The organism is Asaia sp. Ae19-3 (genome assembly GCF_059801175.1).
In genome coordinates this window covers 3,159,855-3,182,834 of the sequence record NZ_JBCHWF010000001.1, presented here as the reverse complement: position 1 = coordinate 3,182,834, position 22,980 = coordinate 3,159,855, and the positions used below count along the sequence as shown (strand labels likewise).

Below are 22,980 nucleotides of genomic sequence, written 5' to 3'. Positions count from 1 at the left end.
TATCCCTTCTGCGTCACTGAACAAAATCTGTCAGACTGCACCATCGCCTTTGGCACCCGCGCAGCACAGCCCTGCATATCGGCTTGGCTGACCATGGGAGGTTGGTCACACCTCCCGAATAGGGTTGTGGGAATTTCCATTTTACAGGCCAGACGGCAAGGGAATAACACGCCAATATGACAATGTCGCCCCCCCCCGGTATCTACACGTGGGCTCTCTGCAATACAGATAGGACTATCCGGATAGACGCGTATTTCGACGCGCAACGTCCCCTCAAAGTATCGGCAACTGCCCGAAAATCCATTAATTTGTTGCTCAGCCTTGCATTAAGTAGTGCTCACTATCGCAAAACCGTGATTAATATACAACATTCCGCGCCATTTCAGCGACATTAGCGCGAGACTTGTTTCGCCCCATCGTGAATAGGCAATAAATAACGTTTCCCAGATCACAAAACGAGCACAAGGCCAGATCGATGAAGCTTCCCGGACACGCAGCAATTCTGGGTATTCATCACAAGAAGATCGTTACATTCCTTGTCACTCTTCTGGCCGGAAGCACCGCGCTTTCTACCATCGCGGTTGCTGATACGGAAACGAAACACAATCATCTGGATGCAAAAAAACGCAATACCGCGCACGCCCCTCATGATGCCACGAAGCAGACCTCCGGTAGCGTGGCCGTCAAGGCAGCAGCCCTTTCTGCTCCCGTAACGGCCCCTCCCTCTGGCACAGAGATGCTTTACGTTACCGGAACACGACTCACACAATCGCGCCTCACCAATGTCATGGCCGGTTCGACCCTGAGTGCAGACCAGTTGCAGCGGCGCGGCTATCTCGATCTGGGTCTGGCCCTGCTGCGTGAAAATCCGGCGGTAAGTGTTGGCGACAACTCGCCTCTCGGCACCCAGAGCGCTTTCGGTGCGGGGCAATCCTTCGTCAGTCTGCTCAATCTCGGGTCACAGCGCACCCTTACACTTGTGGATGGCATGCGCATGGGGGGCGGTGCTACCGCCTCGATCTATGGTGTCGGGCCGGGTTCCGAAGTCGATATCAGCGCCCTGCCGACATCATTGATCAAATCGATCGATACGCGTCTCGGAGGCGCTGGCGCCGCCTATGGCGCCGATGCCGTGGCTGGCGTGATCAACTACGAACTCGATGATCATTACAAAGGGGTCTCGCTCAACGCGCAGGGAGACTGGTCGCAGAAACTCGACAACGCAGCCGAGAAGATCGCCTTCAAGGCAGGAACAGGGTTCGACCATGATCGTGGCGGACTGGTTTTCGATCTCGAATACCGTAACCAGGCGGGTATGCTCGCCAGTGACCGGCCTGACAGTTTCGGCGAGAATGCCGTCATCTATCATCGCGCCGCGCTGGGGCAGAATTCACCCTATACATTCGTGCTCGGCCCGGGCACGCGCTATATACAGAATTCGCTGACAGGCATGCCCACCCTGACGGGAAATTACGGCGATCTTCCTGTCTACGGGGGGCTATACGGCGCGACCTATGCCGGGCTTGCCGATGCAGGCATTGCCAGCGCAAACGGCACACCTCTGGTTTTCAGCCAGAATGGCCAGTCACTCGTCCCGTTCAACAGCGGCACCCTGCTCAAGGGGGATAATGCGCTAGGTATCGGCGGTGACGGATTGGCCTTGCGCAATTACATCCAGATGCGCACCCCCTCTGACAGGCTCAATCTCACGCTTCTGGGTCATTATGATCTGACGGATCATCTCCACGCCACATGGCAGGGCTGGTATGCCAGAGGCAGTTCATCGAACCAAGTCAATAACGGCACCTTCAGCAGCGCCGCTTTCGATAATGCCCTGACATCCAACAGCGATGGCCCGCAAAGCAGCAGCTATTTTACTGAAGGGGTGGTTAACGGACCGCTCGCGCTGAGCACCGACAACCCCTATCTGACCAGTACAGAAAGCAGCACCATTAAAAACGCTCTGGCCGCGAATGGTCTGCCGACAGACCAGTTCTATCTGAACCGTCTCAACCAGGATCTGGACACTGGCTATTACCGCACCACCCTGCAGATGTTCCGCTTTCAGGGTGGTTTGCACGGTGATTTCAGGGCTTTGAACCGCGACTTCAAATGGAAGACCAACGGCGAATATACACGCTACACCAATGTGACCACCCAACCCTCTTTGGTCATCCCAAATCTGGTCAATGCCCTGAATGCCGTGCGTGCTGCCGATGGAACGATCGAATGTGCACCCGGTTATGAAAACGCGCCCATTGCCACACGTAGCGCCGTTTGCGCGCCCCTGAACCCGTTCGGCTACAACCAGATGAGCCAGGCCGCACGCGATTACGTGACAGCGATCTCGCGTTCGTCAAACCGCAACACGCAGCGCGATCTGCAGGCTGAAATCAGTTCCACCGTTTTCCGACTTCCTGCTGGCGCTATACGCTGGGATCTTGGTTACGAGCATCGGCGCGAAGCTTATCATTTCAGCCCCGGCACCTATCTCAGCGGCTGGGAACAGGCAGATGGCACGGTGCTACAATATGGCAATGATGCCGTCATTCCGGCCACGGGCGGCGCCTATCATACCCATGAGGGCTTTGGCGAACTCGACGTGCCGCTCGTCTCGCCCGGCATGCATATGCCCGGCATCTATCATCTTTCGCTCACAGCCAATGGGCGCCTGACTTATAACAGTATCACCGGTGCCTACTGGACCTATATGGCGGGCGCATCCTGGTGGCCGATGCGCGATTTCGGACTGAGCGGCAACTACGCCGTTTCCGTTCGCAATCCGTCTGTCGGTGAACTCTATTCACCACGTTCGACCACCTATGAGAGCGGAACCGACCCCTGCTCGAGCGCCAGCATCACGTCTGGCCCCAATCCGGCCCTGCGCGCTGCCAATTGTGCAAAGGCGGGCCTGCCCCGGAATTTCACGTCAAACTTCGAATCCTACTCTTTACCGGGCTCAGCAGGAGGCAATGCGCATCTGCGCAATGAACATTCCAGAAGCTTTACAGGCAGTCTCGAATTTCGCCCTCATTTCATACGCGGTTTCGACATGAAGGCCTCGTTTGTCGATGTGAAAGTTGCTGACGCCATTACCTATCTGAGCGCCAGCAACCTGCTCGCTGCCTGCTATGATTCCGCCGATTATGAGAGCAACCCGTTCTGCTCGACCTTCAGGCGTAATTCCTCCGGACAGATCACCTCGTTCCAGTCCGGCTATTATAATATCGCCAGCTATGAAACGCAGGCGCTTCAGACGACGCTTGATTATATCCTGCCTCTCAGACGCCTCGGCCTGTCCGACAATTTCGGCACGGTCGATCTGCAGGGCAATTACGTTCATTACCTCAAAAGCCAGCAGCGTTACCTCTCCACCACCTATCTGCTGGCGGGAAGCACGGCGTCGCCCAAGGATAATTTCACACTCAACACCACCTGGCAGCGCGGCGCGCTCACGGCGCAATGGCAGACGATGTGGTACGGGCCGAGCCTTTTCATGCTTCAGGTGCCCTCCACACGTTATGAGGCCAATAAGCGCCCGGCCTTTGCCCAGTTCAATCTCTCGCTCGGCTACGAAATCACGAAAAACCTTTCAACGAATTTCGTGATCAACAATATCACCGATGCCCTGCCGAAAGATTCCGGCATCTACAACCTCACCCGTTACTATGAAGCCCTGATAGGGCGCAGCTTCCAGATGCGTATCGGCGCCAGTTTCTGACGCCGCCGCAAGGCAAACTCATGTGTCGATGGGGCGGTTCGGACTTTATCCCCGGCGACGCCTGTCGACGCGATAAAAGATCAGCGAGGCCATCCAGGCCAGCACGAAGAGGCCGATCACGATAAAGCCGATCTGGTTGAAACTGTCACTCACCAGTGAAACGAGCTGCCAGAAACGCCCTTCGAAGCCGATCTTGTCTCCCAGCAGTTTCAGCGTTTCGATGCTGCCGATCCCGACAGCCACAATGACCGAGATCAGGGTGATGATGATATTGTAGCGCAGCTTGCGCAGTGGATCGACAAACGCCCAGCGATAGGCCCCGAGCATCAGCACGCCATCAGCCGTATCGATCAGGGCCATGCCAGCTGCAAAAAGCGCCGGGAAGATCATGATGGTCGCAACCGAAACGCCATGACTGGCCTGAGAGGCAGACAGGCCGAGCAGGGACACCTCTGTCGCCGTATCGAAGCCCAGACCGAACAAGAAGCCAAGCAGCACCATATGCCAGCTTCTGGAGACGAGCCTGAAAAGCGGCGTCAGCAGACGGGCCAGCAGCCCCCCCTTGGCCAGCAACGCATCGATGTCGATTTCCTCAACCGCACCGCCAGACTTCACATGACGCCAGGCACGCCAGGCGCCACGCAGCACGATGAAATTCGTTATCGCCAGCGCAAACAGAAAGCCGGCTGAAATCAGCGTGCCGGTCACGCTGCCGATATCACGCCAGGCGCCAAAACGGTCCTGCATCGCCTGAGACAGCAATGCCGTTCCCAACGCCGCCAGCACAACGATAAGAGAATGACCGATGGCAAACCAGAACCCTGTCAGAAGCGGCTGACGCCCCATCTGGATGAACTTACGCGTTACGTTATCGATTGACGCGATATGATCGGCATCGACTGCATGACGCAGGCCAAAACCATAAGCCAGCAAGGCATTGCCAAGCAGAAGAGGCCTGTCACGCAGCAGGAGGAAGCTCCAGATCCACAAGCCCAGATTGACCAGTATCAGACACAGGCCAAGGATCGAGATACGCAGACGCAGGCTTTTCTCAGGCGGGTTTATCCCCCCGCTCACCATCGTCATGAGCGCGTCATCCCTGTCCGGTGGCGCAAGGGGCTTTCAAACGCGTGATTGAACAAAACCTGGTCTCCGGCTGCCGGATCGTCCCGTCCGGCTGCCATGGCAGCAAAGACGAAGGCAGGTCTCCTGGCTCGCGGGTCATCATATCCTGCGCCTTCCCGGAAGCACGCTCCCAGTGGCCCGAGCAGGAACTCACCGCTCACAGTTGCGGGGACAGCTGCCGCCGCAAGCCCGATCCTGAGCGGATCTGCCAGCCCGTTCGGCATTCCCTTTTCACTCGCTTGCGCGAGACCTTCGACAGAAACGGAAGTAACCACTCACAGCCCTGAAAGCCAAGCCAATTCCCCTGTCTGATTCCCTGTTTTCTGCGCTGCATCGCCATGCTCCTGCCCCCGCTGACACAGTCTTTCGCATAAAAAATCACGCAACCATCCCGCGGCTCGGCCTTTCTGAAACCATGCAGATCACCCGACCGTGAGGCCGGGGGTCCTCAAGAAAGGAGCCATCACGATGAGCCTTTATCGGACAATCAACCCGGCAACCGGCAAGACCGAGCGCGAATTCGAGCTTCACACCAAGGCCCAGGCCTTCGAGAAACTCGAGGCTGCCCACGAGTTTTATAACAGCGACTGGCGCCATCGCAGCTTTGACGAGCGCAAGGCCATTGTGCTGAAGGCTGCGGAAATCCTTGAGCAGAACAAGGAAAAATACGCACGCCTCATCGCCATCGAAATGGGCAAGGTATTGCCGGAATCCATCGCGGAAACTGAGCTTTCAGCAAAAATCCTGCGCTATTACGCCGAGAACGCAGAGAAATTCCTCGCTCCGCGCGAGATTGAAGTCGCCAAGGGACGTGCCACCGTGCTGAGCCAGTCTCTGGGTGTCATCTACTGCGTGGAACCCTGGAACTTCCCTTATTACCAGCTCGCCCGCGTCGCTGGCCCGAACCTGATGGCAGGCAATGTCGTGCTGGCCAAGCACGCGCCCGGCGTACCGCAATGTGCGCTCGCCTTCGAGGCCCTGTTCGTCGAAGCCGGGGCCCCGAAGGGAGCATGGACCAATCTCTTCATCGACAACGATGTATCTGAAGAGCTGATCGCCCGCCCCGAAGTCCGCGGTGTTGCCCTGACAGGGAGCGAGCGTGCGGGCAGCGCGGTCGCCGCCCAGGCAGGCAAGGCGCTCAAGAAGACCACGCTTGAGCTTGGCGGTTCCGACCCGTTCATCGTGCTCGAAGACGCCAATCTGGATGAGGTGATCCCCAACGCTGTTGCCGGTCGCATGTCCAATAACGGTCAGGTCTGCACAGCAGCCAAACGCATGATCGTGCATGAATCGCTTGCCGACGAGTTCGTCCGTCGTCTCTCCGATGCCATCGCCGAGTTCCGCTATGGCGACCCACTGGAACAGGGCGTGACCCATGGGCCGATGAGCAGCGAAAACGCCATGAAGCTGGCCCTGAGCCAGGTCGAAAAGGCCGTCTCTAACGGTGCGAAGCTGGTCGTGGGCGGCAAGCAGCTCGACCGCGAAGGCTTCTTCATGCAGGCAGCGCTGCTGACCGGCGTGACCAAGGATAACCCGATCTTCTACGAAGAGATCTTCGGTCCGGCCGCCATCGTCTACCCCGTGGCTGACGACGATGCCGCCATCGCACTGGCCAATGACTCGCCTTACGGTCTGGGTGGCTCGATCCATACCAGCGATGTCGAGCGTGGCCGCAAGCTTGCCGAACGCATCGAGACCGGCATGGTGTTCATCAACGAGCCGACAGGCACCGCTCCCGAGCTGCCCTTCGGTGGTGTCAAGAATTCCGGCTATGGCCGTGAGCTTTCTTCGAACGGGATCGAGGAATTCGTCAATCACAAACTGATCCGCTCAGCCTGATTGATGATCCGGATATCAGGGGTTTTCACCCCTGATATCCTTTGCCACGGAACTAAACCTCACGTTTTCGCGATGAACACAGGCAGGCCGCGGGCCGCGCTTTTTTCCTTCTCCCGCACGAAGGTGTTCATCATGACGACTTTCCCCAAGCCCCCTTTCGACACCCCTCTCCAGGACCGTATCCCCGGTCAGACCGAGGCCATGACCCCGCTGCCTGATCATGGTGAAAGCAGCTATCAGGGTTCCGGACGTCTGACGGGCAAGATTGCCCTCATCACGGGTGCCGATTCCGGTATCGGCCGCGCTGTCGCCATCGGCTTTGCCCGCGAAGGTGCCGATATCGCCCTCTCCTTCCTTGCCGAAGAAGAAAAGGACGCACAAGAGACGGCGCGCTGGATCGAGAAGGCAGGCCGCAAGGCGCTTCTGCATCCCGGCGACCTGAAATCACGCGCAATCTGCAAGACCGTCGTGGACGAGACTGTCGCTGCCTTCGGGCGCATCGATGTCCTCGTCAACAACGCTGCCTTTCAGGTCGAGCGTCTCGCGCTGGAAGATATTTCCGAAGACGAATGGGATGACACTTTCGCCACCAATATCGGTGCGACCTTCCGCCTCACACGGCATGCTGTCGCCCATATGAAAAGCGGGGCGTCGATCATTCATACGATCTCGGTCAATGCCGACAGCCCCAAGCCGCGCCTTCTGGCCTATTCAGCAACCAAGGCCGCCATCCAGAATTTCAGCGGTGGTCTCGCCCAGCTTCTCGGCGAGAAGGGCATCCGTTCGAACACCGTCGCCCCCGGGCCGATCTGGACCCCGCTCATTCCCGCCACGATGCATGGCGATCATGTGCATGAGTTCGGTGCCGACACACCGCTCGGCCGTCCTGGCCAGCCTGTCGAGCTGATTGCCCCCTATGTGATGCTCGCCAGCGATGAAGCAAGCTACATCTCGGGCGCCACCATCGCCGTGACGGGTGGTACGCCGGTTATCTGAGTGTATGGGGCCATGGCCCCATCACCCCGCCAAAGGGCTGTCGCCCTTTGGAAGCCCTCTACCAGGGATGAAAGGGGCCTGCCCCTTTCCGGGGTGCGGGGCAGCGCCCCGCAGAGACCACGTTCAGCGATGGCCGTTGATCAGCTCGCTGGCTAGTCCATCTTCATGATAGACAATCTTCAATGCCGTGATGATGGCGCTCGTATCCGTCGCGACCGCACGGTTATTGCTGATGTCGTAATAGAGATCGCCAGCAAGGCTGGGCAGATTACCGTCGAAAATCAGACCGACAGCCTTGCCCTCTCGGCTGATGACCGGCGAACCGGAATTGCCACCCACGATGTCATTGGTCGAGACGAAATCGAGATGCGTCGACGGATTGACTTCATCCTTGGCGTCGAGCCAGCGCCTGGGCAGGGCAAAAGGCTCGCTGCCGGTAGCATGATGGTACATCCCGGCAAAATCGGTGAAGGGCGCCACATCGACACCGTTCTTGCGCCAGCCCTTGACCGTTCCATAGGAAAGACGCGGCGAGAACGTGGCGTCAGGATAGAGCGTATCGAGACGCCCATCAGCCTTGGCCTGAGCGAAGCGGGCACGCGCAATATCGCCCTGGGCCTTGTGCAAGGGTGCAGTAACCTCATTGCGCATCTGCTCACGCAGCGCAGCATAGCTTGGGTAAAGCTTGCGGACGAAAACGACCAGCGGATCATTCGAGGCCTCGACAGCCTTCAGACCGCCCTTCCATAGCGCCAGTCGCGCCGCCGGATCGCCCATTTTCGTGCCCTTGATCAGACGGGCAGCGAGTTCATCGGGGGCATCGTTGCCAAGCGCCAGATGCACGAGCGCATCATCGGCACCGATGGTCTGACGCAGGCTTGTCAGACGCAGCGCGAAGAGAGCGGTTTCGAGTTCGGGGTAAAACGGCTCCTTTGCGCCAAGCGCCGTCTCGATCTCTCCAAGCTGCGCGTCATGAAACCCGGAATGACGCTTGGCATCGGGCTTGCTGCGCTCGTTCGCGCCCTCCACCAGAGCCATGACATTATTGAGTGCCCCACCAAAGACCATGCTCAGTGCGAGATTGCGCGTGAACAAATCTTTTTCGAGGGCAATGGCCTGATCGACCGCCTTGAAAGGCTCGCCATAAGCCGATTTTCTGGCCGGATCAGCGTCGATCCATGCCTGAAGGTCAGCGTCTTCTTTGGCACGACGGGCAATAATATCGCTCGATTGCAGCGCCGATTGCGTGCCGGAAAAGGATTTCAGGGCGTTCTGGACACCAAACAAAATGTCTTCAGCCTGCTTGGCATGCTCGGCGCTCTCGCGCCCATACTGCCACAACATGCCCTCGCGCACCGAATACAAGGCAATCACGGTCGGATTGATCACGTCACGCTGAAAAGCGAGAGCCGCCGCCGGAAGGCCTCGCTGCGTGCGCCCCGGATTGCCAGATGTAAAGACCAGATCATCCGCCTTCGGGCCTGCCGGGTCGAATTGCAGGTAAGGCGTATGCACCGGCTTGCCGCCCTCATAGACACGCAGCATCGACAGATCGATATCATAACGCGGGTAATCGAAATTATCGGGGTCACCCCCGAAAAACGCGATACCCTGCTCGGGCGCCATGACCACGCGCACATCCTTGTAACGGCGGTAGCGGTAAAGCGCGGTCTGTCCACCATGATAGAGCGAGACCATGTCGCAGCGCCAATGGGCGTCATCACCACCGATACAATCTTTGGTGAGCTTGCTTTCCACTTCCTGAAGGGCCGCAGCATAGGCCGCGCCCTGCTTGCCCTTTGTGGCGTCGGCTACGGGGCCGGAAACATCCTTCATCGTATCAAGACGGTCGAGTTCCATACCGGGGCACTGACGCTCGTCGGCCAGATCCCTGGTCGTGAACCCGTCACGGAAATAATCGTGATCCTTGTCCGACAGGGCTGCGAGACAGGAATTGGCGCAGTGGTGATTGGTCATCACCAGCCCGTCACCGGACACGAACGAGGCCGAGCACCCTTCTGCCAGACGCGCCGATGACTGGACCACGTGCTGGATCCAGCTGGCATCGGGCGTAAAGCCATAGCTTTTCTGCAAGGCGGCTTTGGGGAGGTGGTCGAAGGTCCACATGCCTTCATCCGCATGTGCCGTGCCCGCAAAGGCGACAGCACCGACAAGCGCAGAGGAAAGCAGAAGCGGGGATCGTTTGAAGGACATGGCTCGAAACTCGCGACTGGATAATGATATAATGTATCAATCCATATCGCGATGCGATTTGCAACCGGGCGAGAACGTATCGTCTTGCCGGAGTGCCATCACCAGACCGCCGCCGCGACCCGCGACGGAATCCGGCGCCCTGATCGATCTCTTTTATATCGAGGCCGCAACATTACGATTTTCCCTGTCACAGCAAGGGAAGAACACCATGACAAATTCATGACAGCGCCGGAACGGGCAGCCATGATGGCAATATCCTGCCTGCCCGACCCGATACCCGCCCGGAAAGAATGAAACAGTTTTTACAAAGTAGTTACATGACGTTTCAGAATTTACAGGAGACGTTTTCCATTCGGACCAATGACAATGCACCCTAGTGACCATTAACAGCGGGCCTAAAGTGATGCTCGTCTCGCTTTGAAATTACGCCGGACATGAAGCGAATTCGTTTTATCCGCGACGAATGAGAGAATTCGCAAATCCTTTATCATTCCTCTTCTCTCAAAATACGACGAAGCGGGAGTCAGGATTTATCGACCCTTCGCGCCCTGAAATACTCTATCAAATACCGGAAATAATACGACATATTGCCATAAAAGCTTAACTTTACTCAGACAGCCCCGGCAACGCTTTTGCGACCCGTTACATCCAGAGACGTGTCGGAGAGACCGGTGAAAAGACTTGCCCTGTTCCTCGTTGCAACGACTGCCTGCACGCCATTCGTGAGCCGGAGCGCCGAAGCAGCCGCTTCTCCCGAGGCGCAGGAAGTCACCCAGAAAAAAGCCGACAAGGCGACCGCACTGACGAAGAAGAACAAATTCGTCAGACCGTCGGACGATGCCGAACAGGTGGTCGTGACCGGCACGCGTGAGAGCCACGTCAAGGCGCGCCAGAGCATCAGCCCGGTCGTCGTGATTTCGTCCAAGACGCTTGAGCGTTCGGGCGAACTCAACGTCGCCAATGCGCTGACACGCACCTATCCGTCCATCACCATGAGCGCTCGAGGGTCGAACACGAACTCGCTCGTTTCATCCATCCAGATGCGTGGTCTGGGACCCAATGAAACGCTGGTTCTGGTCGATGGCAAGCGCCGTCATTCCACGGCCAATATCGTGCAGAAGCCCGGCCCGCAATTTGCCTCCTCGGGTGTCGATCTGAACATGCTCGCGGGCAACATGATCGACCATATCGAGGTGCTCGAAGACGGTGCGGCAGCCATGTATGGCTCTGATGCCATCGCAGGCGTGGTCAACATCATTACGAAGAAAAAGGATCACGGCCTGACACTCAGCGGCCAGGGCGGCGCCAATGCCTATCTCGGCAGCGGTGAACAATACCAGCTCGACGCCGATGGTGGCTTCAAGCTTGGCAAGGATGGCTATGTCCATCTCGGCGCCCAGTTCTACCAGACGCAGCACGCCATCGCCTGGGGGCCGGACCACGCGCTGCTCGGCTACTGGCCCGCTGGTGCCGACACCAAGAATTATTTCGTGGGCGTCAAGCCCGGTTCAGAGAGCTGGCGCGGCCGCAAGACCGATTATCTGAGCACGCCCAAGGAAACGCGCGAGACCTTCGCCCTGAATTTCGGCAAGCCGCTTGCGGCGGGCGTCGAGCTTTATGGTCAGGCCACGCTTGGCTATCGCCATGCAGAGATGATGGCCTATAAATATCCCTATGTCGTACCGGCGGCTGGCATTTCCGAACTGCGCCCGATCACGGGTGATGACGAACTCGATTACGCTGCAGAGCTGGGCCTGAAGGGCGAGAATCTTTTCGGTTTCGACTGGAATCTATCCACCGTCTATGGCGGCGATAATTCACGCATCAGCATTCGCGACGTCGTCAATCTCGGCCAGCTCGCCCGCACCGGCTATTCGCCGAGCAAGTTCTGGGATTACACCCAGAAAAACACGCAATGGACGAATAATCTCGATCTGCGTCGCGGCTTCAAGATCTGGTCCATGCCTGTCAGCCTCGCTTTCGGTGGTGAGCATCGTCTGGACTCCTACCAGATCATTTCAGGCAATCCGGAATCCTATCTCGATGGCGGCCCGGTCGAACATGCCGGTATTCCTCCGCAATCGGCTGGCACCTGGTATCGTAATATCTACTCGGCCTATGTCGATGCGACATTCCGCCCCACGCGCAAGCTCTCGATCGATGTGGCCGGACGGTATGAATATTACACCGACACCGACAACACCGAAAACGGCAAGCTTTCGGCACGCTACGATTTCACCAATCGCTTTGCACTGCGCGGCACCATCGCAAACGGCTTCCGCGCCCCGACCCTGCAGGAATCGCATTTCAGCCGTCTGAACATTTTTGCGGGCACGGGCAGTGTCGGCGGTCAGCTTCCGGTTGAATCGGCAGCCGCCCGATCACTGGGCGCTCAGGGCCTGAAGCCGGAGCGCTCGGTCAATGCCAGCGCCGGCTTCACCATGGAGCCTGTGCGCGGCCTGCATGTCGAGACAGACGTCTATCAGATCAATCTGCGCGATCGTATCGTTCAGGGTGGCACAGTACGCGGCGCCCAGGCGCTCGATGCCATCCGCTCCTTTGGCTTCGACGTCTCCCCGACGGCTACCAACGCCGCTGCCTCTTCAGCCTATTTCCTTTCCAACGGGGCGAGCACCCGCACCCAGGGTCTGGACATCAAGGCCGATTATCTTCTGCACCTGCATGAATACGGCAATGTGGCGCTTGTGGCGGCCTTCAACCTCAACCGCACCCGCCTGCATCACAACGGCGTCTCGACCATCGGCAAGCCGCTGCTCAACGACCAGACCATCGGCTACATCACAACCGCAACGCCCCGCAGCAAGATCATCCTCAACGCGCTGTGGACCATCGGCAAGTGGGACGTGAATATCCGCCAGAGCCGTTATGGCGAGACCACCAACATGATGACCTATCAGGACTGGACGCCTGCCTCGGCTACCTGCCCCGGCGGCGGTGCGCTGCGCTACTCCACGACCTGCTTCGGCCAGTTCAAGAACACCCCTCGCTGGCTGACCGATCTTGAGATCGGTTACAAGATCACCTCGCGTGTCCATGCGACGATTGGCGTCAACAACGTGTTCAACGTGCGCCCCCGTCGTCTGCCCGGCAATCTCGTCCCTGCCGGTGGCTCGATGTATGACCAGTTCTCCAATCAGGTGCCGTTTACCGGGGGCTATTATTTCGGCCGCATCAGCGCCAGCCTCTGACCTGCTTCCTTTAGCGGTCTGATGAAGCCGGGGGTGGAAACACCTCCGGCTTCATGCGTTCTGACGGCACGGTTTCCCCCGGCAGCACCGCGTGTTGACACGTCGGCCTGCCGCGCATGATCCTCTGCGCCGCAGAGCGATCTGCCTCATAAATCAGGAGAAAATCCATGTTCAGCCATATCGTGATCGGCAGCAACGACCTCGATGCCTCGAAGGCTTTCTATGACGCAACGCTTGGTGCGCTGGGCTGTCCGCCTGCGCAGGTCGATGGCAAGGGTCGCCTGCTCTATGTGCATGATGGCGGCAGACTGGTCGTGACCAAGCCCATCGATGGGGCGCCTGCCTGTGGCGCGAATGGCGGCACGATCGGCTTCTCCGCCGGCTCGCCGGAAGCCATCGACGCCTGGCACAAGGCCGGTCTGGCGCATGGCGGTGTCGCGATCGAAAACCCGCCCGGCCCGCGCGAGACCCCCATCGGCACGCTTTATCTGGGCTATCTGCGCGACCCCTCAGGCAACAAGCTTTGTGCCCTTCACCCGATGGGCTGAACCGGTCTTTGCGCTTCTGCTGCCTGCTGCGGCCCATCGGTGAAAAACCGGGCATAAAGCAGCGGCAGAACGAGCAGGGTCAGGAGGGTTGACGTGATCAGCCCTCCAATCACGACAGTCGCCAGAGGCCGCTCTACCTCGGCCCCTGCACTGGCAGAAAATGCCATCGGGAAAAAACCGAAACTTGCGACAGAAGCTGTCGCCAGCACCGGGCGAAAACGTGCTTTCGCTGCCGCGAAAGCAGCCTCGGCTGCCACCATGCCCGCAAGGCGAAAATCGCGTATCTGGCTGACCAGCACCACGCCATTGAGAATGGCGACCCCGAAAAGAGCGATGAAACCGATTCCGGCGGCGATGCTGAAAGGCAGCCCTCTGAGTGCGAGGGCATAAATCCCCCCTGTGGCGGCAATGGGCAGGTTGATGAACACAAGCAGCGCCGCGCGCGGTGTGCCGAGCGCCAGAATCAGAAACACGAAAATCAGAAGCAGTGCGATTGGCACAACCATGCCCAGACGCTTCATCGCTGAGTCGAGATTGCGAAACTGCCCCGCCCAGGTCAGACGATAACCCGACGGCAGAACCAGTCCTTTTGCGACTTTCGCCTGAGCTTCGGCCACGAAGGATTTGACATCGCGCCCCCGCACATTGGCCTGCACGACCACGCGGCGGTGCAGGGAGTCCCTGTCGATGCGGGCATTACCCTGCTCGACCGAGAAACGGGTGACATCCTTCAGCAAAACCCAGCCTCGCCCGTCTTCACGACGCACCTGCAAGCCGCCAATGCGCTCGGCGGAAGCCGTTGCCCCCTCGCGATAACGGATCTGCGTCGGCACCAGTGCATTGTCCAGAATGACCGGCCGACCGATATGTCCGCCAATGGCTTCGATGGTCGCGAGAATTTCCGGCACGGCAACACCCAGACGTGCCGCCGCATCGCGATTGACGTCGATATGCAGATAGGGAACAGCCCCCTCGCCCTGCTGGGCCACATCGGCTGCGCCGGGAATGGATGCGACCATACCAACGACCCTGCCCGCCAGCTTGTTGAGCAATGTCAGGTCATCGCCATAGATCGAAATGGCAATCTGGCTGCGCACCCCGGAGAGCATGTCATCCATGCGCATCTCGATCGGCTGTGTCCAGGAATAGGCCGCATCGGGCAGATCATGAGAAAGCCTGCTGCTCATGGCAGCAACCAGCTTCGCCTGAGTCATCTCCGCCCGCCACGCGCTGCGCGGCTTGAGAAAAACGAAACTGTCGGTCTCGTTTGTCCCCATCGGGTCGGTTGGAATGGCAGAAGTGCCAGTATTGCTCACCACCGTTTCCACTTCAGGAAACTCGCGCAGGATCTGCTCCTGCCTCGTGACGGAACGCAGCACGGTTGGCAACGAGGCACTCGGCAACCGCATCGAGGTCACGACAAGGGCGCCCTCTTCCAGCTGCGGCACGAATTCCCCCCCAAGGCGCGACGCCAGAAGCAGGGCCAGCACAAACACCGCCCCTGTCGTCATGAAAACAGTCTTTGCATGTGTGGCACACCAGGCCAGGGCAGGTTCGTAAATGCCGCGCAGCCGGACCACGAGACGCGTCTCCCGATCCTGGCGGGCATGACGCAGCGCCAGAGCCGAGAGAACAGGCACGACCACAAAGCAGTAAACGAGTGAGGTCAGCAGCCCCATGATGATGGTCTGCGCCATCGGCCGGAACATCCGCCCCTCAACCCCCTGCAGGGTGAGAATGGGCAGATAGACCATGATGATCACGAAAATCGCAAAGCTGACCGGACGCAGCACCGCGCGCAGCGTATGCACGGCAAGGCTTTCCAGCGTCTCGCCTTTCTCATTACGGCTGCGCTCGACCATCAGATGCTCGACGACAACCAGAGAACCATCGACGATCATGCCGAAATCGATAGCGCCAAGGCTCAGCAGATTGGCCGATATGCCAAACAGGCGCATGCCCACAAAGGCGGCGACGAGCGACACCGGAATAACCGAGATGATCACCAGAGCGGCCTGCCAGTTGCCCAGCACGAAAAACAGCGTGATGAAAACCAGCGCCGCACCGAGCAGGAGATTTTCCTTGATCGTATGCACGGTCTCATTCGTCAGGGTCGATCGACTGTAGAAAGGCTCGAGTGTCACACCCGGCGGCAGGGAGCGGCTTATATCCGGCAAGGCCCGGTTGATGGCCGCAAGCGTGGCATTCGAGCTTGCGCCTTTCTGCATCAGCACCACGCCATTGACGATCTCGCCCTGGCCATCACGCGTCACCGCACCGAGACGCAGTCTGCCGCCCAGAGACACCGCCCCGAGATCGCGAAGCCGAAGCACGACGCCATTGGCGCCCATCGAAACCGGAATGGAGGCGAAATCGGCCAGAGATCCTACCAGGGCCCGCCCGACCACGATCTGCTGCTCGGCCTGCTGCGCAATCCACCCGCCCCCGGAAGAGGCATTATTGCTCTCGATGGCGGCATAGATGCGCCCCATGGGAATGTCATGGGCGCGCATACGGGCCGGGTCGAGTGTCAGTGTATAGGTTTCCTCCGCCCCGCCATTGACGTTGACTTCAGCCACGCCCGGCACAAGCCGCAGCTGCGGGGCGACCGACCATGTCATGAGGCGATTCAGCGCCAGAGGGGAATAACGTTTATCCCCCCTGATCTGGATCTGCATGATCTCACCCATACCCGTGGCGAGCGGCCCCATGGAGAGGCTGACAGGAACGGCAATACTCGCGCGCGCCTTCTGCAGCCGCTCATTCACGCGTGTCCGATCCAGATCGAGATCGGAATGCTCATCGAATTGCAGATAGACAACCGAAACGCCCGTACGCGAGACAGAACGCAGGTCCACGAGATCAGGCAGACCGGTCAGGCTGGCCTCGAGCGGAAAGGTGATCTGCTTTTCAACCTCCTCGGTGGCAAGGCCGGGCGCGGTTACAGAAACCAGAACCTGCTGGGGCGAGATATCGGGCACTGGCTCCACCGGTAGACCGGGCACGACAAGGAGCCCTGCCAGAACCAGCAAGGTGCAAAGCGCCAGAACCGCCAGTTTGTTGGCTTGCAGAAACTGCCACATGACCAGATCAGTCATCCGCCATGGAGGAAAGCAGCGCCATGGATTTCAGCGTGAAACTGCCCTCGCCCACGATCTGATCGCCTGCATGGACCGCCCCGGCAATGACGGCGCTTTCTTCATTCTGCTCGATGATCTGCACCTCGACCGGCAGGAAATGCGTTGCGTCACGACGCAAAAAAACCACGTCGTGACCATCGATCTGCTGGAGTGCCGCCCTGGGTACGATAAGCCCCTTTCTTCCCGCGCCGCTCTGGAACAACGCATCGAGCATCATGCCCGGCCTTATGGAAGCAGGCGGTTTATCGAGCGTGCAGACCACCCGCACCAGCCCAGTCGACGGGTCGGCAAGACCGGCAATCGTCCCGATCCTGGCCAGGAAAACGGGGGATTTCTCCTGCCCTGCGAGACGAAAAATTGCCTCTGCCCCGGTTGCGAGCTGGGCCGCATCCTCAGGCGAGATATCCGCCACCAGCCACAGGCGTGAGAGGTCGACCACGGTCACCAGATTATCGCCTGCAGTGACATCGGCGGCCACAGCGGTTCGCACGGTCTGCACAACGCCATTGACCGGGCTGATCAGGTCTGAAGCCTCATCCTGCACGACCCGCTCCGTAACCGAGGTGAACTCCTCTGTCTGACGATGATCGAGCGTCGCCAGATCGGCCTGACGCGCTGTCACCAGGCCGCGCTGCTGTTGCAGCACCATCCGCCGACGCTCGAGCTCTCCGGTCGAGACGGCACTGCCAGCCAGCGCCAGACCGCGCTTGTAGAGAAGACTGGCCTCGGCCTCACCGGCACGGGCAGAGTCGAGGGCCGCCACGACCTGTTCGCGCTGGAGATGAAGCTCATGGAGGGAATGATCGGTGTAGGAAATCAGCCTCTCACCAAGCGCCACGCGCTGGCCGGGCGTCACATGCACTGCGGTGATCTTGCCACTTCCGGCCGAATGGATATCGATCACCCGGCTGGTATCCGCATCGACACGCGCCATGGCCGCTATCTGATGGAAAAGCGTGCCCTGAACGACAGGCAGAACAGCAACATGCTCGTTGCGCTGGGCCTCTGACGACAGCTCGAAAACATGACGCCAGGGCTCTTCGGCCCTAGACTCGGGCACGACAAGGGCGCCAAGCACAAGCAGGGCGCCCGAGATCAGGACCGGTGAGAGCGAAAGCCGCATCCTGCGCGTTCCTGTCAAAGATATTTCACGAGACGGGCGAATTCCTGAACGGCATCTTCACGGGTGATGCCGCCATCGGCCATGGCCTCGACGATGCAGTGTTCGACATGATCCTGGATCAGGCTGCGCTTGGCATTGCGCAGCGTGTTCTCGACGGCCTGTATCTGTTGCGCGAGATCAGCGCAGCTGCGATTGGCCTCGATCATCTCGAGAATGCTCTCGAGGTGACCACGAGCCTGTTTAAGGCGAAGGGCAATCTGCTTGTGCTTCTGAACGCTCATATGAACCCCTATACCCTAGGGGGGAGGGTATAGGAAAGCAGGATTTGCGATATCCGCGGTAGTCAGCCCGCTGTTTCGACCACAACGATTTCAGAATCCTCATCAGCAAGAATCGTGAGCGGCCCTTCATCGCGAATGGCTGCGCCATCGCGTGGCTTCAGCGCCAGATCACCGAGCCTGACCGCCCCGGAGGCCAGAACGGCATAACCCGACCATCCCGGCTCAAGCGCCCAGGAAAGCGTCTCGCCACGCCTGATCATCGCGGCCTTGACGCGTGCCGTGGCATTGATCTTCAGCGCGTCCTCGTCACCTGCCACACCAGAGGCAAGCGTCACCAGACGGTTGTCGCGTGCCTCGACCGGGAAAGGCCGGGTGCCCCAGGAGGGCGCGTGACCGCGACGGTCAGGCATGATCCAGATCTGGAACAGCGTTGTCGTTTCGCTTTCCAGATTGGCTTCGCTGTGCACGATGCCTGTACCCGCTGACATGACCTGAACCTGCCCCGCCTCGGTGCGCCCCTCATTCCCCAGGGAATCCCGATGCGAAATGGCCCCGCGTCGCACATAGGTTATGATTTCCATGTCGCGATGCGGATGAGAGGGAAAGCCGCTATCGGGAGCGATCTCGTCATCGTTCCAGACCCGGAGCGCCCCCCAGCCCATGCGATCGGGGTCATGATAACTCGCGAACGAGAAGTGATGGGCCGCCTTGAGCCAGCCGTGATCGGCATGGCCCAGAGAGGCGAAAGGACGATAGTCGATCATGAGAAAATCCTTTTCCTTTGATGCGCTCACCATAGGAAAACCGGACAGAGTCAAGATATAGAAATAATGGAAACAGATCGGTTCCATTTCATGACAACACGCCTGCCGGATTTCGAAGCGCTTGCCATCTTTGCCCGTATTGTTGAGCTGGGGTCGTTCAGCGCTGCGGCCCGCGTTCTGGGCCTCTCGCGCCCGACAGTCTCGAAGGCGATAACCCGCCTCGAACAGGCGACGGGCACATTTGTCTTCAACCGGACCTCACGCAAGCTCGCCCTGACCGAGACCGGTCATCGCGTTCTGGCTCATGCCACGCGTATTCTGGGAGAGGGCGAAGCCGCCGAAGCCGAATTGCGCCGGGCCGTCCATCATCCACACGGCCTGCTGCGGATCACGGCCCCCATTTCTTTCGGGCTCAGCCATGTTGCGCCTCTCCTGCCGGATTTTCTGGCGCGGTTCCCTGATATTACCCTGTCAATCACTTATACGGATGAACAGCTCGACCTGATTGAAGGCGGGTTCGATATCGCGGTCAGGATTGCGGCTCATGCCCCTTCATCACTGCGTGCGCTTCGCCTTTGCCGCATCCCCCTGCTGCTGGTCGCCTCACCCGGCTATCTGACCCGGCATGGGCGGCCGTCTCATCCGAGAGAGCTCAGGCAGCATGAGGGTTTTCTCTATACGAGCAATCAGGCTGGCAATTTCCTGCGCATGAGTTGCGAGCGCGAGACGCTTCAGGTTGAGCCGCCCAGAACGCGCTATAGCGCCAATAATGCCGAGGCGTTTCTGCCCGCCCTTCTGGCGGGGCATGGTATGGGCATCTTTCCGGAATTCATGGTTGCAGCCCCGCTTGGTGACGGCAGGCTGGAAACCGTGCTGCCTGACTGGCGCTTTCCCGAGACCGAACTCAGCCTGCTGACGCCGCCGGGCCGCTCTCACCCGGCGCGGGTCTCAGTTTTTCTTGACCATATAGGCGATATATTACGAAAAAAACCATGGAATTAATCCAGCCAATTTTACTCAAAAGGGGGCTGATTTCCCTCACCTGCAAGTGCTAATATCAACTCTGATTATTTTTGATAGAATAGAGAACAGAAAATCATGTCGACAAACCAGAAGGGAGAAGTTTCACCCAGCTTTGCTCTCACGCGGCGCATCGCAATGCTTCGCAAGAGTCAGGGCCTTAGTCAACAGCAACTTGCCGATGCGCTAGGGGTCTCACGATCTGCTGTTGCTTTTTGGGAAACAGGGCGCGTTGGTAGTCTGCGTAAATACATCCCCAAGCTCGCTGTTCTCTTCGATGTATCGACCGAAGCCTTTCTGACAGGCATGGTCGAAGAAGATATCCCGGCTGTCCTCACCCCGGATGAAGACGATCTTCTGCGCCTTTACCGGCAACTCGACCCTGAACTGAAATTGACTGCGCAAAAATGGATGGAGCGTCAGGTCCATAAGCAGGCGACGGCAAAACAGGCAGAGGAAGGCGACATCGCCATCTGATAGAGCCGGGATCACGGACAAGGCGGAGCGACTCAGTCCGCCAGCCGGGTGACCTTGTCATCCCGGTGATTCAGGCTACTTGCCATTGCCCGGCCCCGATCCGTTCACGCCGATGCACAAAAATGGATCAAACGACCTCACGCGTGGGCGATTCATCGCGCCCGCGAAACCGCCTCTGATAATGCGCGTCATAGAGCGCGCTCTCTCTCGCCATAGACGGATCGAGCGCACGGCCCACCAGAATGAGGGCCGTGCGTGTCTCGGGTTCGACGGCCATGATCGCAGCAATCTCGCCAAGCGTCGCCTCGACGGAACGCTCATCCGGCCAGCTGGCGCGGGCAACAACCGCAACAGGGCAGGCCGGGCCATAAAAGGGCAGCAGGCGCGTCACAACCTCATCGAGCCTGTGTATGGCGAGATGGATGGCAAGGGTCGCGCCGGTTGCTGCAAACGCCTCCAGCGTCTCGGCCTCCGGCATCGCTGATGCCCGCCCCGAAATTCGGGTCAGCACGAGACTCTGCACCAATCCAGGCACGGTCAGTTCCCGCCCAAGAAGAGCGGCAGAGGCTGCATAGGCCGGCACACCAGGGGTCAGTGTATAAGGGATATTGTGCCTGTTCAGGCGCGCCACCTGCTCGGCTACGGCGCTGTAGATCGACAAATCGCCCGAATGCAGACGGGCAACATCCAGACCGTCATGATGGGCCTGAACGAAAATAGCCTCGATCTCGTCCAGACAAAGCGGCGCCGTATCAACCAGCCGGGTATCCGGTCCGCAAAACCCCAAAACCTCACGCGGTATGATCGATCCAGCATAAAGGCAAAGCGGCAGTCGTGCCAGCAGGTCACGCCCGCGCAGGGTCATGAGATCGGCGGCCCCCGGACCGGCGCCGATAAAATGCACGGTCATGCCGCAGACATCTCGGTAGCGATCGCTGCAAAGGCACAGGTCACCCCCTCTCCGGCAATACGCGCCCCCAGAAGCTGCGCATGCGGGCCCAGTGCCGCCAGCGCGCAGCCCTCGGCGATCGAGCCGAACCCCATGGTGATACGCGCCCGTTCGGAATGGGTAAGACAACGCGGCTGGGCCGAAGCCAGCGCCAGAAGATCGACAATGGCAATCGGCAGGTTGAAAAGCTGGGCAACAGCCTGGACCGCAGCGTGATTCTGCCTGAAAGGCGGCACGGCAAAACTCTGGGGCAATCCCCAGCGCTCGACAGCCTGCTGTACCACCGCAATCATCGCCTCTGGTGAGGCATCGAGCTTGCAGCCCAATCCCCCGATAATCATGTTTTGACAGCCTGATACTGGGTTACTGTCATAGCGGGCCTGAATCCAAACACATTTCCTATCGGTCCTAGACGCTCTACGCCGATGCGCGATAGCGCACCGCCCCACGCTTGAAAAGCCTGGAAAAGCCTCTGTTCACCCTCGAGCGTCACAGCGTTGGCCACCATACGACCACCGGGTTTCAAGGCAGCCCAACCCGTTTCGAGCACTCCCGGCACACCAACACCCCCACCGACAAATACAGCATCGGGCGGCGGAAAAGCCGGTAGCGTGCAGGGAAGCGCCTGCTGTTCCACGTGAAGGTCCGGCACTCCCAATGTCTCGGCATTACGCTGAATGCGCGCTGCACGCGCCGCATCACGCTCGACGGCAAAGGCACGATTGGCAGGGTGACGCAGCATCCACTCGATACTGATCGACCCAGAACCCGCCCCCAGATCCCACAAGACCTGCCCCGGATGAGGAGTCAGGGCTGAAAGCGTGACAGCACGGATCTCCTGTTTGGTGATCTGCCCGTCATGCTCGAAAAAATCATCCGGCAGGCCGCTGCTCAAGGGGACAAGCCGGGCCCCGGCTTCGGCCACGATCTCGACCGCCACCATATTGAGACGGGCAACAGGCTCCGGCATTGCCTCGCAGGCGCGCAGAGTGCGCAGGCTTTCACGGGGGCCATCAAGGGCCTCAAGCAGATGAAGCCTGCTCTGGCCACATCCACGTTCATTCAGAAAGGCTGCCACCCGGGCGGGTGTCGTCTCGTCAGCAGAAAGCAGCATCAACCGCGCATTGGGCTGAAGATGTGGCACAAGATGCGAAAGCGGGCGCCCACACAGGGAAACGACACTGATATCCTGCGCCGACCAGCCCAGACGGGCACAGGCAGCGGTCAGGCAGGAACGCCCGGGCAGGACATTCATCGCCTCGCGCCCAAAACGCGCGACAAGCTGTGTTCCGGCCCCAAAGAAGAACGGATCGCCGGAAGCCAGAACAACCACCTTCCTGCCCTCATAACGTTCAAGTACCTGCATAGCCTGCGCATAGGGCAAGGGCCAGGACTGCTGCTCGGCGTGGCTTTTCCCCTCGATCAGGGCAAGATGACGCCTTCCCCCCATGATGAAGCAGGCTTCGGCGATTGCCCGTTGCGCCTGCCGGGAAAGCGCCTCAAACCCGTCTTCACCAAGCCCTATGAGGGTGAGCCAGGGCGTGGCGCCTGAGTGAAAAGCAAGAGAAGGCAAA

Annotated in this window: 16 protein-coding genes and 1 riboswitch; of the genes, 7 read left to right on the top strand and 9 right to left on the bottom strand. The window is 59.3% G+C overall.

All coding sequences use genetic code 11. From position 1 onward, the window contains the following. Positions 1-475 precede the first annotated feature (475 nt). Positions 476-3,721, top strand: coding sequence for a TonB-dependent receptor (locus AAID99_RS14040; RefSeq protein ID WP_188426790.1), 3,246 nt, complete (start codon positions 476-478; stop codon positions 3,719-3,721). Positions 3,722-3,766: 45 nt separating this feature from the next. Here the strand turns inward: AAID99_RS14040 and AAID99_RS14035 are convergent, their stop codons facing one another. Next, positions 3,767-4,807, bottom strand: coding sequence for a HoxN/HupN/NixA family nickel/cobalt transporter (locus AAID99_RS14035; RefSeq protein WP_498494194.1), 1,041 nt, complete (start codon positions 4,805-4,807; stop codon positions 3,767-3,769). A 96-nt stretch (positions 4,808-4,903) separates the two neighbouring features. Continuing rightward, positions 4,904-5,115: riboswitch (cobalamin riboswitch) on the bottom strand. Positions 5,116-5,314: 199 nt separating this feature from the next. Between AAID99_RS14035 and AAID99_RS14030 the strand changes: the two genes are divergently transcribed. Next, on the top strand, positions 5,315-6,685 hold the full coding sequence (locus tag AAID99_RS14030) for an NAD-dependent succinate-semialdehyde dehydrogenase (RefSeq protein ID WP_188426788.1): 1,371 nt from the start codon (positions 5,315-5,317) through the stop codon (positions 6,683-6,685). A gap of 132 nt (positions 6,686-6,817) precedes the next feature. Beyond that, on the top strand, positions 6,818-7,681 hold the full coding sequence (locus AAID99_RS14025) for an SDR family oxidoreductase (RefSeq protein ID WP_498494192.1): 864 nt from the start codon (positions 6,818-6,820) through the stop codon (positions 7,679-7,681). Positions 7,682-7,804: 123 nt separating this feature from the next. Here AAID99_RS14025 and AAID99_RS14020 read toward each other — a convergent pair whose 3' ends face one another. Beyond that, positions 7,805-9,895, bottom strand: coding sequence for a S46 family peptidase (locus AAID99_RS14020; RefSeq protein WP_188426786.1), 2,091 nt, complete (start codon positions 9,893-9,895; stop codon positions 7,805-7,807). Positions 9,896-10,566: 671 nt separating this feature from the next. Here AAID99_RS14020 and AAID99_RS14015 point away from each other — a divergent pair. Both AAID99_RS14015 and AAID99_RS14010 read left to right on the top strand, forming a co-directional pair. Continuing rightward, on the top strand, positions 10,567-13,104 hold the full coding sequence (locus AAID99_RS14015; protein WP_229719827.1) for a TonB-dependent receptor plug domain-containing protein: 2,538 nt from the start codon (positions 10,567-10,569) through the stop codon (positions 13,102-13,104). A gap of 167 nt (positions 13,105-13,271) precedes the next feature. After that, positions 13,272-13,652, top strand: coding sequence for a VOC family protein (locus tag AAID99_RS14010; RefSeq protein ID WP_188426784.1), 381 nt, complete (start codon positions 13,272-13,274; stop codon positions 13,650-13,652). Here the strand turns inward: AAID99_RS14010 and AAID99_RS14005 are convergent. From AAID99_RS14005 to AAID99_RS13990, 4 genes are all read right to left on the bottom strand, one after another. After that, entirely contained in the window at positions 13,637-16,735 is a 3,099-nt protein-coding gene (locus AAID99_RS14005) for an efflux RND transporter permease subunit (protein ID WP_498494305.1), read from the bottom strand. The genes AAID99_RS14010 and AAID99_RS14005 overlap by 16 nt on opposite strands. Positions 16,736-16,742: 7 nt before the next feature. Continuing rightward, on the bottom strand, positions 16,743-17,915 hold the full coding sequence (locus AAID99_RS14000) for an efflux RND transporter periplasmic adaptor subunit (protein ID WP_498494191.1): 1,173 nt from the start codon (positions 17,913-17,915) through the stop codon (positions 16,743-16,745). A gap of 14 nt (positions 17,916-17,929) precedes the next feature. Next, positions 17,930-18,196 (bottom strand): metal-sensing transcriptional repressor, encoded by a 267-nt coding sequence (locus tag AAID99_RS13995; RefSeq protein WP_188426782.1) that lies wholly within the window; start codon positions 18,194-18,196, stop codon positions 17,930-17,932. Positions 18,197-18,258: 62 nt separating this feature from the next. Then, the gene (locus AAID99_RS13990) at positions 18,259-18,960 is read right to left on the bottom strand and encodes a pirin family protein (RefSeq protein WP_498494189.1); all 702 of its coding nucleotides are present in this window, start codon (positions 18,958-18,960) and stop codon (positions 18,259-18,261) included. Between the two features lie 90 nt (positions 18,961-19,050). Between AAID99_RS13990 and AAID99_RS13985 the strand changes: the two genes are divergently transcribed. Further along, a complete protein-coding gene (locus AAID99_RS13985; protein ID WP_498494187.1) occupies positions 19,051-19,962 on the top strand; it encodes a LysR family transcriptional regulator in 912 nt (303 codons plus the stop codon). Positions 19,963-20,058: 96 nt separating this feature from the next. Next, positions 20,059-20,457, top strand: coding sequence for a helix-turn-helix domain-containing protein (locus AAID99_RS13980; RefSeq protein WP_498494185.1), 399 nt, complete (start codon positions 20,059-20,061; stop codon positions 20,455-20,457). A 127-nt stretch (positions 20,458-20,584) separates the two neighbouring features. On the opposite strand, the gene cobM is transcribed toward AAID99_RS13980, so the two are convergent. Genes cobM through cbiE form a run of 3 tightly spaced genes read right to left on the bottom strand, consistent with a single transcriptional unit; the run spans position 20,585 to position 22,979 of the window. Continuing rightward, positions 20,585-21,367, bottom strand: a complete 783-nt coding sequence (cobM, locus tag AAID99_RS13975; RefSeq protein ID WP_498494184.1) for a precorrin-4 C(11)-methyltransferase — start codon at positions 21,365-21,367, stop codon at positions 20,585-20,587. Then, positions 21,364-21,747 carry a cobalamin biosynthesis protein gene (locus tag AAID99_RS13970; protein ID WP_188426777.1) on the bottom strand — a complete coding sequence of 128 codons (384 nt, stop codon included), beginning with the start codon at positions 21,745-21,747 and terminating at the stop codon, positions 21,364-21,366. Before AAID99_RS13970 ends, cobM begins: the two co-directional genes overlap by 4 nt. After that, entirely contained in the window at positions 21,744-22,979 is a 1,236-nt protein-coding gene (cbiE, locus tag AAID99_RS13965; RefSeq protein WP_498494183.1) for a precorrin-6y C5,15-methyltransferase (decarboxylating) subunit CbiE, read from the bottom strand. The genes AAID99_RS13970 and cbiE overlap by 4 nt, the downstream gene beginning before the upstream one ends. Position 22,980 lies beyond the last annotated feature (1 nt).